The 13,323-nt window shown below is 61.3% G+C and carries 16 protein-coding genes; 11 read left to right on the top strand and 5 right to left on the bottom strand.

What is annotated here, in order from left to right; all coding sequences use genetic code 11:
* Positions 1-43: 43 nt before the first annotated feature.
* From BZL43_RS08070 to BZL43_RS08050, 5 genes are all read right to left on the bottom strand, one after another.
* Positions 44-1,471 (bottom strand): cbb3-type cytochrome c oxidase subunit I, encoded by a 1,428-nt coding sequence (locus BZL43_RS08070; protein ID WP_095631820.1) that lies wholly within the window; start codon positions 1,469-1,471, stop codon positions 44-46.
* A gap of 3 nt (positions 1,472-1,474) precedes the next feature.
* Positions 1,475-1,915, bottom strand: a complete 441-nt coding sequence (locus tag BZL43_RS08065; protein WP_095631819.1) for a cytochrome c — start codon at positions 1,913-1,915, stop codon at positions 1,475-1,477.
* Positions 1,916-2,178: 263 nt separating this feature from the next.
* Positions 2,179-2,436: a cytochrome C oxidase subunit IV family protein gene (locus BZL43_RS08060; RefSeq protein WP_095631818.1), complete on the bottom strand. Its 258-nt coding sequence runs from the start codon at positions 2,434-2,436 to the stop codon at positions 2,179-2,181.
* Between the two features lie 11 nt (positions 2,437-2,447).
* Positions 2,448-3,035, bottom strand: coding sequence for a cytochrome c oxidase subunit 3 (locus tag BZL43_RS08055; protein ID WP_095631817.1), 588 nt, complete (start codon positions 3,033-3,035; stop codon positions 2,448-2,450).
* On the bottom strand, positions 3,019-3,810 hold the full coding sequence (locus tag BZL43_RS08050; RefSeq protein WP_095631816.1) for a CbbQ/NirQ/NorQ/GpvN family protein: 792 nt from the start codon (positions 3,808-3,810) through the stop codon (positions 3,019-3,021). Before BZL43_RS08050 ends, BZL43_RS08055 begins: the two co-directional genes overlap by 17 nt.
* Positions 3,811-4,009: 199 nt before the next feature.
* On the opposite strand from BZL43_RS08050, the gene BZL43_RS08045 reads away from it, so the two are divergent.
* The 11 genes from BZL43_RS08045 to BZL43_RS07990 all read left to right on the top strand — a co-directional run bounded on the left by BZL43_RS08045 (position 4,010) and on the right by BZL43_RS07990 (position 13,230).
* Positions 4,010-5,701 (top strand): cytochrome D1 domain-containing protein, encoded by a 1,692-nt coding sequence (locus BZL43_RS08045; protein WP_095631815.1) that lies wholly within the window; start codon positions 4,010-4,012, stop codon positions 5,699-5,701.
* A 24-nt stretch (positions 5,702-5,725) separates the two neighbouring features.
* The gene (locus tag BZL43_RS08040) at positions 5,726-6,040 is read left to right on the top strand and encodes a c-type cytochrome (protein WP_052964437.1); all 315 of its coding nucleotides are present in this window, start codon (positions 5,726-5,728) and stop codon (positions 6,038-6,040) included.
* 16 nt (positions 6,041-6,056) lie between these two features.
* A complete protein-coding gene (locus BZL43_RS08035) occupies positions 6,057-6,383 on the top strand; it encodes a cytochrome c (RefSeq protein WP_095631814.1) in 327 nt (108 codons plus the stop codon).
* Positions 6,380-7,558 carry a cytochrome D1 domain-containing protein gene (locus tag BZL43_RS08030; RefSeq protein WP_095631813.1) on the top strand — a complete coding sequence of 393 codons (1,179 nt, stop codon included), beginning with the start codon at positions 6,380-6,382 and terminating at the stop codon, positions 7,556-7,558. The genes BZL43_RS08035 and BZL43_RS08030 overlap by 4 nt, the downstream gene beginning before the upstream one ends.
* Before the next feature lies 1 nt (position 7,559).
* A complete protein-coding gene (locus BZL43_RS08025; RefSeq protein ID WP_095631812.1) occupies positions 7,560-8,018 on the top strand; it encodes an Lrp/AsnC family transcriptional regulator in 459 nt (152 codons plus the stop codon).
* Positions 8,015-8,530, top strand: a complete 516-nt coding sequence (locus BZL43_RS08020; RefSeq protein WP_095631811.1) for an Lrp/AsnC family transcriptional regulator — start codon at positions 8,015-8,017, stop codon at positions 8,528-8,530. The genes BZL43_RS08025 and BZL43_RS08020 overlap by 4 nt, the downstream gene beginning before the upstream one ends.
* Complete coding sequence (locus BZL43_RS08015; RefSeq protein WP_095631810.1) at positions 8,523-8,966, top strand: Lrp/AsnC family transcriptional regulator; 444 nt, start codon at positions 8,523-8,525, stop codon at positions 8,964-8,966. Before BZL43_RS08020 ends, BZL43_RS08015 begins: the two co-directional genes overlap by 8 nt.
* Positions 8,941-9,456 carry an Lrp/AsnC family transcriptional regulator gene (locus tag BZL43_RS08010; protein WP_095631809.1) on the top strand — a complete coding sequence of 172 codons (516 nt, stop codon included), beginning with the start codon at positions 8,941-8,943 and terminating at the stop codon, positions 9,454-9,456. The genes BZL43_RS08015 and BZL43_RS08010 overlap by 26 nt, the downstream gene beginning before the upstream one ends.
* Before the next feature lie 198 nt (positions 9,457-9,654).
* Positions 9,655-10,833 (top strand): heme d1 biosynthesis radical SAM protein NirJ, encoded by a 1,179-nt coding sequence (gene nirJ / locus BZL43_RS08000; RefSeq protein ID WP_095631807.1) that lies wholly within the window; start codon positions 9,655-9,657, stop codon positions 10,831-10,833.
* A gap of 70 nt (positions 10,834-10,903) precedes the next feature.
* Complete coding sequence (gene cobA / locus BZL43_RS07995) at positions 10,904-11,743, top strand: uroporphyrinogen-III C-methyltransferase (protein ID WP_095632009.1); 840 nt, start codon at positions 10,904-10,906, stop codon at positions 11,741-11,743.
* The gene (locus tag BZL43_RS07990; protein WP_095631806.1) at positions 11,740-13,230 is read left to right on the top strand and encodes a nitrite reductase; all 1,491 of its coding nucleotides are present in this window, start codon (positions 11,740-11,742) and stop codon (positions 13,228-13,230) included. The genes cobA and BZL43_RS07990 overlap by 4 nt, the downstream gene beginning before the upstream one ends.
* The last annotated feature ends 93 nt before the right edge of the window (positions 13,231-13,323 follow it).

Genomic DNA, 13,323 nt, shown 5'->3' with positions numbered 1-13,323 from the left:
CGCTGTATCAGCCGGGCCGACCTTTTCTAGCCATTGCACCCGCTCATGAAGGTACAACCGCAGCCGGGGCGCGCAAGGCGGCGCGGCCACGTTGCCTGAAGCTGAGGAGGTAACAGAGCAAGCCGGCGAAGAAGCCGAGACCGGCGCCCAGACGTGCCCAGAACAGCACCTGCAAATGTTCGACCGTGGACATGAACGGCAACGCGATTCCGTCGGCCTGCCAGCGTTGCAGGTAAACCTGGACGACACCGGCAGCGGTAAGGAACAGCGTGATCATCACCATCGACAGGGTCATCAACCAGAAGCCCCAGATTTCAAAAGTCTGCGAACGCTCGTCAGCGGCTTCACCCAGCCCGCGTAAACGCGGCATGGCGTAGCTGATCAAGGTCATCACGATCATTGCGTAAGCACCGTAGAAGGCCAGGTGACCGTGAGCCGCCGTCAGTTGCGAACCGTGGGTGTAGAAGTTGACCGGTGCCAGGGTGTGCAGAAAACCCCAGACACCCGCACCGAAGAACGCAGTGACGGTGGTGCCCTTGGCCCACAGGGTGGCGGCGCGGTTCGGGTGTTGCCGGCGACGGTTCTTCACCATGCTGAAGGCGAAGATCACCATGGCCAGGAACGGCAGCGGTTCGAATGCGGAGAAAATCGAGCCGACCCACAACCAGACCTCAGGCGCACCAATCCAGAAGAAGTGGTGACCGGTGCCGATGATCCCGGTAATCAGCGCCATGGCGATGATCACGTACAGCCATTTCTCCACCACTTCCCGGTCGACACCGGTGATCTTGATCAGGACAAAAGCGAGCATCGACCCCATGATCAGTTCCCACACGCCTTCCACCCAAAGATGCACCACCCACCACCAGTAGAACTTGTCGCGGGCCAGGTTGCCGGGGTTATAGAAGGAGAACAGGAAGAACACCGCCAGGCCGATCAGCCCGGTCATCATCACCATGCTGACGGTGGTCTTGCGACCTTTGAGCAGGGTCATGCCGATGTTGTAGAGAAAGCCCAGGCACACCACCACAATGCCCATCTTGGTGATGGTCGGCTGCTCCAGGAACTCCCGGCCCATGGTTGGCAGCAACTCGTTGTGGGTCAGTTTGGCCAGGCCTGCATAAGGCACCAGCAGATAGCCGAGGATCGTCAGCACGCCCGCGGCGGCGAATACCCAGAACAGAATGATCGCCAGCTTCGGACTGTGCAGTTCACGGTCGGCCTCTTCCGGAATCAGGTAATAGGCAGCGCCCATGAAGCCGAACAGCAGCCAGACAATCAGCAGGTTGGTGTGCACCATCCGCGCCACGTTGAAGGGAATGATCGGGAACAGAAAGTCGCCCACCACGTACTGCACACCCATGATCAAACCGAACAGCACCTGACCGAGAAACAGCATCAGGGCGAACACGAAGTACGGTTTGGCCACGGCTTGCGAGGCGAATTTCAGATGCGGATTAGCCATGCTCATCTCTTAGCCCTCCTTGTTTGGCGGCCAGTTATTGGTGTTGATGTTCGAGCTCCATTTGAGGAACTCGGCGATGTCATCCACCTCTTGCTCACTCAACTTGAACTGCGGCATCGCGCGCCGGCCCGGTACGCCCAGCGGCTGCATTTTCATCCAGGCATGCAGAAAGGGTTTGAAACCTGTCTCCCCGCCACGCCGCTGGAACACATTGCCCAGCTCCGGCGCAAAGTAGGCGCCTTCGCCCAGCAGCGTGTGGCAGCCGATGCAGTTGTTTTGCTCCCAGACCGTCTTGCCGCGAATCACCGATTCGGTTAACTGCGCCTCGTTGCTGCGCACTGGAAAGGTCTGTTCCGTGTGATAGGTCAAGGCCAGGAATATCAGGAAGAAAAAGATACTTCCCCCGAAGTAGATATTCCTGGCCATGCCTTTGGTGAAGGTCTCTGACATGGTCGCTTCCTCTTTGCTTGGCGTGCCCATGATAGAAAGCGAAGGGTTGAAACCTGCTTGATGGCGATCAAGAAAGGCAGATGGTTTTGGTCGGGTATTGGCACCATAAAGCCGAACACCTGCCTCTGTGGCGAGGGGGCTTGCCCCCGTTCGGCTGCGCAGCAGTCGCAAATCTATGAATGCGATATGCCTGATGAAATGTGATTGCAGGTTTTAGGGCTGCTTCGCAGCCCAACGGGGGCAAGCCCCCTCGCCACAGGTGATTAGTCGAGCGACACCAGCGTCAGCCCCACAACCACCGCCAACACCACCGCCCAGCTCACCATCAGCCACCGCCACAATCGCGGGGCATGGCGCATTTCCATAAAGCCATCGGTAATCAACCAGGCCTTGCCCACCGCCACCAGCAAAACGGCCACCGACAGCAGCCATGTCGCGCCTGTCTGTGCCAGCACCACGGTGCACACACTTAACGCGGCCAGCGCTGCCCAACAGATCAGCAAAAACCTGGAAGCCGACATCAGAACCTCCGTCAATTCAGCACGTAGACCAGCGGAAACAGCACCACCCAGATCAGATCGACCATGTGCCAATACAGCACACCCGATTCAAGCCCGCTGCGGTTGGCGGCGTTGTACAAGCCACGACGGCAACGCTCGGCCAGCCAGCCGAGGATGACCATGCCGAGCAGTACATGGAGAAAATGAAAACCGGTGAGGATCCAGTAGAGGGTGAAAAAGGTGTTGTGCTCCAGGCCCAGCCCCGAGGCCAGCAAGTGCCGGTATTCCGTGAGTTTCAACACCACGTAGACACTGGCCGCGAGCAACGCTGCCAGCAGGTAGACAGCACCGTGGCGAGACCGAGAGCGCTTGACGTGCTCTTGAGCGAGCGCGGCGAACAGCCCGGCGGTGAGCAGGCTCAGGGTCATCGCCAGGCCGGTAGAGGTGTTGAGCAACAGACGGCTTTCACCGAACAGCTGCGGTTTGAGTGCCTGGGTCACGGCGAACGCCAGAATCAGAATGGCGAACACCGACAGCTCGGCCAGAATGAAAAACCACATCGCCAGATCACCCGGCAAGTGCCCCGGCGCAACGCGTCCGGACTCAGCCGAAGTGGACATCAACCACGCCCATCAGCGCCGCAACCGTCAGCGGATCATCACTCAGCGGCTCGGCCAGGCAGGCCATGCACGCCTCACGCGGGCTCATGCCGGAGCGGATCATTCGCGCGGTGAAAATCAGCAACCGCGTGGAGGCGACTTCCTCAAGATCATGTTGATCCAGCCGGCGCAGGGCCTGTCCCAGCCTGACCACTTGAGCCGCCAGCGCGCTGTCCACCTGCGCTTCCCGGGCGACAATGCGCTCTTCATCGGCCACCGGCGGATAGCCGAAACGCATCGCCACAAAGCGTTGCCGGGTGCTGGGTTTCATGCCTTTGAGCAGGTTCTGGTAGCCGGGGTTGTACGACACCACCAGCATGAATGACGGCGGCGCCTGCAGTACTTCGCCGGTGCGTTCCAGGAACAACTCGCGACGGTCATCGGCCAGTGGATGCAACACCACCACCGTGTCCTGACGCGCTTCGACCACTTCGTCCAGATAACAAATACCGCCCTCACGTACCGCGCGGGTCAGTGGCCCGTCCTGCCACCAGGTGCCCTGGGCACCGATCAAATGGCGGCCGATCAGGTCGGCGGCGCTCAAATCGTCATGGCAGGCCACGGTGTACAGCGGCAGTTTCAACCGATGGGCCATGTGCTGGACAAAACGGGTCTTGCCGCACCCCGTCGGGCCTTTGATCAGCACCGGCATGCCGTGTCGCCAGGCTTGCTCGAACAGCGCCTCCTCATTGTTGAGCGGTTGATAGAAGGGGTCGCAAGACTGGTTTCGGTCCATGGGCTGTCTGTTCCAAAAGCGGATTCAAGCCACACGCTACGGGCCCCTGCGACAACCTGGCAAGTGACATGGCCGGCAAACTTGATCGCGGTCAAGCAAGCATTGGCCTGCTCGGGCATAGCCTTGCACGGCACTAAGAACCTGCGTTCTGCGCTGCCGTTTCAGCACATCGCAAAGGTCTTGCCTGAGGAGAAATGGAATGCTGATCAGCAATAGAAAAACGTTTGCTCTGACTGTCGCCACATGGTGTTCGGCGCTGGCCCTTGCGGTGACTCATGCGGCCCGGGCCGACGAGCCCGCTGCCCCTGCGGCCAGCCCGCTGATGGTCAAAGCCGCCGGGGCGCCCGACATGAGTCAGGCCGAGTTCGACTCATCCAAGGAAATTTATTTCCAGCGCTGCGCCGGCTGCCACGGCGTTTTGCGCAAAGGCGCCACCGGCAAACCACTGACACCGGACATCACCCAGTCCCGCGGGCAACCGTTTCTGGAGGCGTTGATTACCTACGGTTCACCGGCGGGCATGCCGAATTGGGGGACGTCCAATGCGCTGACCAAGGATCAGATCACGTCAATGGCCAAGTTCATTCAGCACGCGCCGCCGACGCCACCTGAATGGGGCATGGCCGAGACGCTGAAAACCTGGAAAGTGCTGGTCAAGCCTGAGGACCGTCCGAAGAAGCAATTGAGCAAACTCAACCTGCCGAACCTGTTTTCGGTGACGTTGCGCGATGACGGCAAGATTGCCCTGATCGACGGTGACAGCAAGAAAATCGTCAAGTTGATCGAGACCGGTTATGCGGTGCACATCTCGCGGATTTCCGCCTCCGGTCGCTACCTGCTGGTGATTGGTCGAGACGCGCGAATCGACATGATCGACCTGTGGCCGGTGGAGCCGACCAAGGTCGCCGAAGTCAAAGTGGGCATCGAGGCGCGCTCGGTGGAGACCTCCAAGTTCAAGGGCTACGAAGACAAATACACCATCGCCGGCTCCTATTGGCCGCCGCAATTCACCATCATGGATGGCGAAACCCTGGAGCCCAAACAGATCGTCTCGACCCGTGGCATGACCGTCGACAAGCAGGAATATCACCCTGAACCCCGGGTCGCAGCGATCATCGCCTCCCATGAATGGCCGGAGTTCATCGTTAACGTCAAAGAAACCGGCAAGGTCATGCTGGTCAATTACCAGGACATCAAAAACCTCACCATCACCTACATCGATGCTTCGCCCTTCCTGCATGACGGCGGTTGGGACAGCACGCACCGCTACTTCATGACCGCCGCCAACAACTCCAACAAAGTCGCGGTGATCGACTCCAAGGATCGCAAGCTGGCCGCTTTGGTGGAGGTCGGCAAAACCCCTCACCCGGGGCGCGGCGCCAATTTCAACCATCCCACTTACGGGCCCGTCTGGGCCACCAGCCACCTCGGTGATGACGGCATTTCGCTGATTGGCACCGACCCGGTCAAACACCCGCAATTCGCCTGGAAACAGGTCGCCTCGCTCAAAGGCCAGGGCGGCGGATCCTTGTTTATCAAAACCCACCCGGACTCCCGCCACCTGTATGTCGACACCACCCTCAACCCGGACGCCAAGCTGAGCCAGTCGGTGGCGGTGTTCAACATCGACAAACTCGACGCCGGCTACACCGTGCTGCCCATCGCCGAGTACGCCGGCATCAAGCAAGGCGCGATGCGGGTGGTACAGCCGGAATACAACAAGGCCGGCGATGAAGTCTGGTTTTCCGTATGGAGCGGTCAGTCAGAGGAGTCGGCGCTGGTCGTGATCGACGACAAAACGCTGAAGCTCAAATCAGTCATCAAGGACAAGCGACTGATCACCCCCACCGGAAAATTCAACGTCTACAACACCCAACACGACATCTATTGAGCTCCATCAATGCAAGGAATCCCCATGAAAAATATTCTGTTTTCACTGTTCGCCCTGACCGCTGCGCTGAGCGTGCAACCGGCCATGGCCCAAGACGGCCAGGAGCTGTTCAAGAGCAAACCCTGCGCCGCCTGCCATTCCATCGACACCAAGCTGGTCGGCCCGGCGCTCAAGGATGTCGCGGCCAAGAATGCGGGCGTGGCCGGGGCTGTGGACACCCTGGCCAGCCACATCAAGAACGGTACGCAAGGCAACTGGGGCCCGATGCCAATGCCGGCCAACCCGGTGACGGATGAAGAAGCGAAGACACTTGCAACCTGGGTCCTGAGTCTCAAATAGCCAACTGGAGGGCGCCATGAAGGTTTATCGACACGCTGCGATTCTGGCGGCCCTCCTCCTCATTTGTGCAACCACGGTTGCCGCGCCCGATGCCAAGCGTCAGGCACAACTCGAACACCTGCTGGCCCAGGACTGCGGCGCCTGCCATGGCCTGCACATGACCGGCGGGCTGGGTCCCGACCTGACCCGCGCAACGCTGGCGGGCAAGTCCAGGGACAGCCTGATAGCCACCGTCAGCCACGGCCGGCCCGGCACCGCAATGCCCGGTTGGGCCCCTCTGCTCAGCCCGGATGACATCCGTTGGCTGGTCGATCTTCTTCTCCAGGGATACCCCGCACCATGATCCGATCAACCCTGCTTATAGCGGCGACCGGGCTGTTGTTATCCGCGTGTGTTCAGACACCGTTGCGTGGCACCGGCGATCTGGGCGTGGTGGTGGAGCGCGCCACCGGCAGCGTGCAAATCATCGAAAGTGACACCCGCACGGCACTGGTCCGACTCGAGGGTTTGGGCGATTTGTCCCATGCCTCGGTGGTGTTTTCCCGCGACCAGCGTTATGCCTATGTGTTCGGCCGCGACGGCGGGCTGAGCAAGATCGACCTGCTGACCCAACGCATCGATCAACGGCTGATACAGGGCGGCAACAGCATCGGCGGCGCGATCAGTCAGGACGGCAAACTCATCGCCGTGTCCAACTACGTGCCCGGCGGGGTCAAGGTGTTCGATGCCGAAAACCTGCAACTGGTGGCCAATATTCCGGCCACGCCCCTGGCCGATGGCAGCAAGCGCTCGCGGGTGGTCGGCCTGGTCGACGCGCCCGGTCAGCGGTTTGTGTTCAGCCTGTTCGATACCGGCGAGATCTGGAGCGCCGATTTCAGTCAAGGCAACACGCCGCAAATCAGCCGTTTCACCGGCATCGGCCAGCAACCCTATGACGCGTTGGTGACCCCGGATGGTCGCTATTACATGGCGGGACTGTTCGGCGAAGACGGCATGGCGCAACTCGACCTCTGGCACCCCGAACGCGGGGTGCAGCGAGTGCTCGGCAATTACGGACGCGGCCAGGCGAAACTGCCCGTCTACAAAATGCCGCATCTGGAAGGCTGGGCCGTCGCCGATCACCAGGCCTTCGTGCCCGCCGTCGGCCGGCATCAGGTGCTGGTGATGGATTCGCGTACGTGGAAGCAGAGCGCTGCCATCCCGGTGGCTGGCCAACCGGTGTTCGTCACGTCGCGGCCGGACGGTCGGCAGCTGTGGGTCAATTTCGCCTACCCGGACAATGATCGGGTTCAAGTCATCGACACTGAAACCCATGCCGTGGTTGCCGATCTGCGGCCAGGGCCGGCGGTGCTGCACATGGAATTCACCGCGCGCGGCGATCAGTTGTGGCTGTCGTTACGCGATGGCGATCAGGTTCAGGTCTGGGACCCGTACAGCCTGAAGCAACTGAGCACCCTTCCCGCCACCGCGCCGAGCGGCATCTTCTTCAGCAGTCGCGCGCAAAAAATGGGTTATTGACATGAACCTCGACCTGCTCAGCCGCCAATTGATCGACCGCTTCCAGCACGGCATGCCGCTGTGCGCGGAACCGTACAAGGAGATGGCGCGGATGCTCGGTTGTTGCGAGGCCCAGGTGATGACCTGCCTGGAAGAAATGGATCAGGCCGGCGCCCTCTCACGGATCGGCCCGGTGTTCGAACACAGTCGCGCCGGGGCCAGCACCCTCGCCGCCCTCGCCGTGCCCGCCGAACGCTTGCAACAGGTCGCCGAACACATCAGCCAATACCCCGAAGTCAACCATAACTACGCGCGGGAGCATTTCTACAACCTGTGGTTTGTGCTGACCGGCCCTGATCGCCAACACATCGAACGGGTTCTCGAACAACTTGAGAACGACACCGGCCTCATGCCGCTGGATCTGCCGATGCTGACGGCTTACCGCATCGACCTCGGTTTTGCCCTGGGAGAAAGCTCATGAAGCCGGGGTTGACTCCCACACAGGCACTGGCGCTGCGTCGGCAGCTGGAAGGCGGATTGCCGCGGGTATCGCGCCCCTATCAGGCCCTCGCCGAACGAATAGACGCCGACGAAAACCAGGTGCTCGCGCAAATGCGCCAGTGGCACGAGCAAGGGCTGTTTCGCCGGATCGGTCTGGTGCTCAACCATCGCGCGCTGGGGTTTACCGCCAACGCCATGCTGGTGCTGGATGTGCCGGATGCGCTGATCGACGAAGTCGGCCAACGCCTGGGCCGGGCGCACGGCATTACCCTCTGCTACCAACGGCCGCGGCGTCTGCCGCAGTGGCGCTACAACCTCTTTTGCATGGTTCACGGGCGCCAACGCGCGCAGGTCGAGGCGCAGATTCAGGCGTTGCTGGAAGAACACTTGCTAAGCGATCTGCCCCATCAATTGCTGTTCAGCACTCACGCGTTCAAACAGTGCGGCGGACGCTTTACCCCCTCACCAACCGGAGCCCCCACCCATGGATGACCTCGACCGTCGGCTGATCAACCGTCTGCAACTGGGCCTGCCGCTGGTGCGCCACCCGTGGCAGGCACTGGCCGCCGAACTGGACAGCAGCAGCAGCGAACTGCTCGACCGCCTCCATGATTTGCTGGAAGACGGCATGCTCACCCGTTTCGGCCCGATGTTCGACATCGAACGACTCGGCGGCGCCTTCACCCTCGCTGCGCTGGCGGTGCCGGAAGAGCGTTTCGAAGCCGTCGCCGAGCAACTGCACGCGCTGCCTGAAGTGGCGCACAACTACCGACGCGAACACGCCTGGAACATGTGGTTCGTGCTCGCTTGCCCGACCGAACAAGGTATCACCCAGACCCTGCAGCACATCGAAACCCTGACTGGCCTGCCGCTGCTCAACTTGCCCAAAGAGGAGACCTACCATGTCGGTCTGTACTTCCCGGTCTGAAGACACCCTGGCTCAGCGTCTGATCGAGCTGACCCAGGCCGGCCTGCCGCTGCTGGACGATCCGTGGGCCTGGCTCGCCGAACAGCTGGAGCTGAGCATCGAATCCACCCTGGACTTGCTCAAGCGTTTGCAGGCCGAGGGCGCCATCCGGCGTATCGCCGCCGTCCCCAACCACTATCGCCTGGGCTATCGCTACAACGGCATGACGGTCTGGGATGTGCGCGATACCGACATGCCGCGCCTCGGCGCACTGATCGGTGCGCAGCCCTTCGTCAGTCATTGCTATCGACGCCCGCGACGTACCGCGTGGCGCTACAACCTGTTCGCCATGGTCCACGGTCGCAGCCGCGAGGAGATCGACAGCTACCGCGAACACTTGCGCTACTTGCTGGGCGAAGCCTGCGCCGCCGACGAGATGCTGGTGAGCAGCCGCATCCTGAAGAAAACCGGTTTGCGCGTCGTGCCGGCCAGTTCGACGCACACCGTGTAGCAGCTGGCGAAGCCTGCGTTCGGCTGCGCAGCAGTCGTTAAATCAGGCAGTGCGGTATGTCAGACACACCACGCATACAGGTTTTACGACTGCTGCGCAGCCGAACGCAGCCTCGCAAGCTCGGCAGCTGCTACGGGCATCAGGTTTGCGTTTACCACCCGCTTCGCGCAGAACACACCCCGACTCAAGGAGATTTGCATGTTGAGGATCAGCCAATACCTGCGCGCCCTGGCCGGCCACGCGCCTGCTCCCAGAACCAGCCCACCGGGCAGCAACCGGCCGCCGGTGGTGATCTGGAACCTGCTCAGGCGCTGCAACCTGACTTGCAAACACTGCTACGCCACGTCCGCCGACAGCGTCTTTCGCGATGAACTGGATACGCCCGCCGCGCTGGCCGTGATCGACGATCTGCACGACGCCGGGGTGAAGGTGCTGATTCTTTCCGGCGGTGAACCCTTGTTGCGCGACGATCTGTTTGTGCTCAGCGCCTACGCCCGCACCCACGGTATGTTTGTTGCGTTGTCCACCAACGGCACGCTGATCAATGAGCAGAACATCGCGCAGATCCGCGCGGCGAATTTTGATTATGTCGGGATCAGCATCGATGGCCTGGAAGCCACCCATGATGCATTCCGCCAACTCAAGGGCAGCTTCGCCAGCTCCATGCGGGCGATCCGCCTCTGTCGTGAACAGGATATTCGTGTCGGCCTGCGCACTACCCTGACCCAGGAGAACCACCAACAATTGCCGCAATTGCTGGCGCTGATGCGCGAGTACGACGTGCAGAAATTTTATCTGTCGCACCTCAACTACAGCGGTCGCGGCAAACGCAGCCGCAAGCTCGACGCCCGGCAGCAGATGAGCCGCGAAGCGATGACGCTGATCTTCGAACGGGCCTGGCAAGACATCGAGCGCGGTCGCGACAGCGATTTTGTCAGTGGCAACAACGATGCCGACGCAATTCTCTTGCTGCAATGGGTGGGCCTGCATCTGCCCGAACATTACCCGCGCCTGGAACACATGCTTAGGGCCTGGGGCGGCAACGCCTCGGGCAGCGGCATCGCCAACATCGACAACACCGGCGAAGTGCACCCCGACACCTATTGGTGGCAGCACTCGGTGGGCAACGTCCGGCACACGCCGTTTCGCACGCTCTGGCTGGACCGGCCGGACGCCTTGTTGCGGCAACTGCGTGCACATCCGCGCGCCGTCGGTGGCCGTTGCGGCCAATGCCGCTGGCTGAACATCTGCAACGGCAATACCCGCACCCGCGCCTGGGCCGAGGGCGACCTCTGGGGCCAGGACCCCGGTTGCTATCTCAGCGATGAAGAAATCGGTATGCCGCCATTAATGACCATCCCTTGCGTCATGCACTGAAGCACCCGCCTGGCGAGCCATCTGGCAAAGGATGGAGCCGGCCCACCTGATGAAGAACCAAGGACGTCACATGCACCCATCGATTGTTTTACCAGCCGCACTTGCGTCCCCGTTCAGACCGGGCGAAGTGGCCCTGGTCGGCGCCGGCCCCGGTGATCCAGGCCTGCTGACCCTGCGCGCCTGGAGCCTGTTGATGCAGGCCGACGCCGTGGTTTACGACCGCCTGATCAGCCCCGAGCTGCTGAGCTTGATCCCTCTCACCTGCGCCCGGCATTACGTTGGCAAGGTCAGCGGCTGCCACAGCCTGCCCCAGGAACAGATCAACGAACTGCTCGCCGACCTTGCCGATCAGGGGCAGCGCGTGGTCCGGCTCAAGGGCGGCGATCCGTTTATATTCGGTCGTGGCGCCGAAGAACTGGAATACCTGCTGCAACGCCACATCGATTGCCAGGTGGTCCCGGGCATCACCGCCGCTTCCGGCTGCAGCGCTTATGCCGGCATTCCGCTGACCCACCGGGACCTGGTCAATTCCTGCCGCTTCATTACCGGGCATTTGCAGCGCGATGGTGAATTGCAATTGCCCTGGAGCAGCCTCGCCGACAACAGCCAGACCCTGGTGTTTTACATGGGGTTATCGAACCTCGGGATTATCGCCCAGCGCCTGATCGAAGCCGGAATGGCCGCCGATACACCGGCGGCGCTGATCAGCAATGGCACGCGTCCCGACCAGTACGTCGCTCGAGGCACATTGCGGCAGTTGCCGACCCTGGCGCTGGATTGCCCACCGGGCATTCCGACGCTGACGGTGATCGGCAGAGTGATCGATCTGTTCGCCACCCGAGAGCAGGAATATCCGGCGCGCTTTTACGCCGCTCCCGTGTCGCAACGCCACGGTAAGGTGGCGATATGAAGCGCATGCTGCTTGCCCCTTTGTTATGGATCGGTACAGCTCATTCCGGTGCACTACCATCCTCCGACGCGGCCGCCGACCTCTACCAACAGCATTGCCAGCGCTGCCATGGCGCCAACCGTTTCGGCGGTACGGGGCCAGCCTTGCTGCCGGAGAGCCTGAGCCGGATCAAACCCGATGAAATCCGCAGCGTCATCCAGAACGGGCGCCCCGCGAGTCAGATGATCGGGTATGCCAGCGTGTTCAATCCCGCCCAGATCGACGCGCTGGTGAACTACCTTCGGCAACCACCGGCCACCCCGCCTGTCTGGAGTAACGAGGACATTCGCGGCAGTCATTCCATCCTCGCCGACATCAGCAAACTGCCCGACACGCCCCAGCATGGCGCCAATCCGCTGAACCTGTTTGTGGTAGTGGAAGCCGGCGACCATCACATCGACATCCTCGACGGCGATCGTTTCGAGGTGCTGGCGCGGTTTGCTTCGCACTTTGCGGTGCATGGCGGGCCAAAGTTCTCGCCGGATGGACGCTTCGTCTACGTCGCCTCACGGGATGGCTGGGTCAGCCTGTATGACTTGCACAACCTGAAGCTGATCGCCGAGGTCCGCGCCGGGCTCAATACCCGCAACCTGGCGGTGAGCAAGGATGGCCGCTGGGTGTTGGTGGGCAACTATCTGCCGGGCAATCTGGTGGTGCTCGATGCCCGCGATCTGTCGCTGGTCAAAAACATCCCCGCAATCGGCCAGGACGGCACCGCGTCACGGGTCAGCGCGGTCTACACCGCCCCGCCACGGGACAGTTTCATCGTGGCGCTCAAGGATGTGAAGGAAGTCTGGGAACTGTCGAGCGCCGGCACACCGGACTTCGAACCGCGTCGTATCAAAGCCGAAGATGTGCTGGACGACTTTTCCTTTTCACCGGACTACAAGCAACTGCTGGCCACCTCGCGCAAGGCCAAGGGCGGTCAGGTAGTCGATCTCGACAGTGGCAAGGTGGTCACCGACATACCGCTGCCGGGCATGCCGCATCTGGGGTCCGGGACCTATTGGAAACGTAACGGTGAGTGGGTGTTCGCCACGCCGAACATCAGCAAGGGACTGATCTCGGTCATCGATTTCAAGACCTGGAAACTGATCAAGGAAATTCCGACCCTCGGCCCGGGGTTCTTCATGCGCAGTCACATCAACTCGCGGTATGCCTGGACCGACGTGTTCTTCGGGCCAGATAACGATGCGATCCACCTGATCGACAAACAAACCCTGGAAGTCGCCCACACCTTGCGCCCGATGCCCGGCAAGACCGCCGCCCATGTCGAGTTCACCCGCGATGGCCGCTACCTGCTTTTGAGTATTTGGGCCAACGATGGCGCGTTGATTGTGTACGACAGCAATACCCTCAAAGAGATCAAGCGCCTGCCAATGAACAAGCCGTCGGGCAAATATAACGTGGGTAACAAGATTGAATTTGCGGAGGGGACTTCGCATTAACCTGTGGTGCGCCCAAAAGATCGCAGCCTTCGGCAGCTCCTACATTTGAATGGCGTACACCCTGTAGGAGCTGCCGAAGGCTGCGATCTTTTG

The organism is Pseudomonas sp. PICF141, assembly GCF_002286815.1.
Classification (GTDB): domain Bacteria; phylum Pseudomonadota; class Gammaproteobacteria; order Pseudomonadales; family Pseudomonadaceae; genus Aquipseudomonas.
Note: the sequence above shows the minus strand (reverse complement) of the source record. Positions and strands in the feature narration are given on the sequence as shown.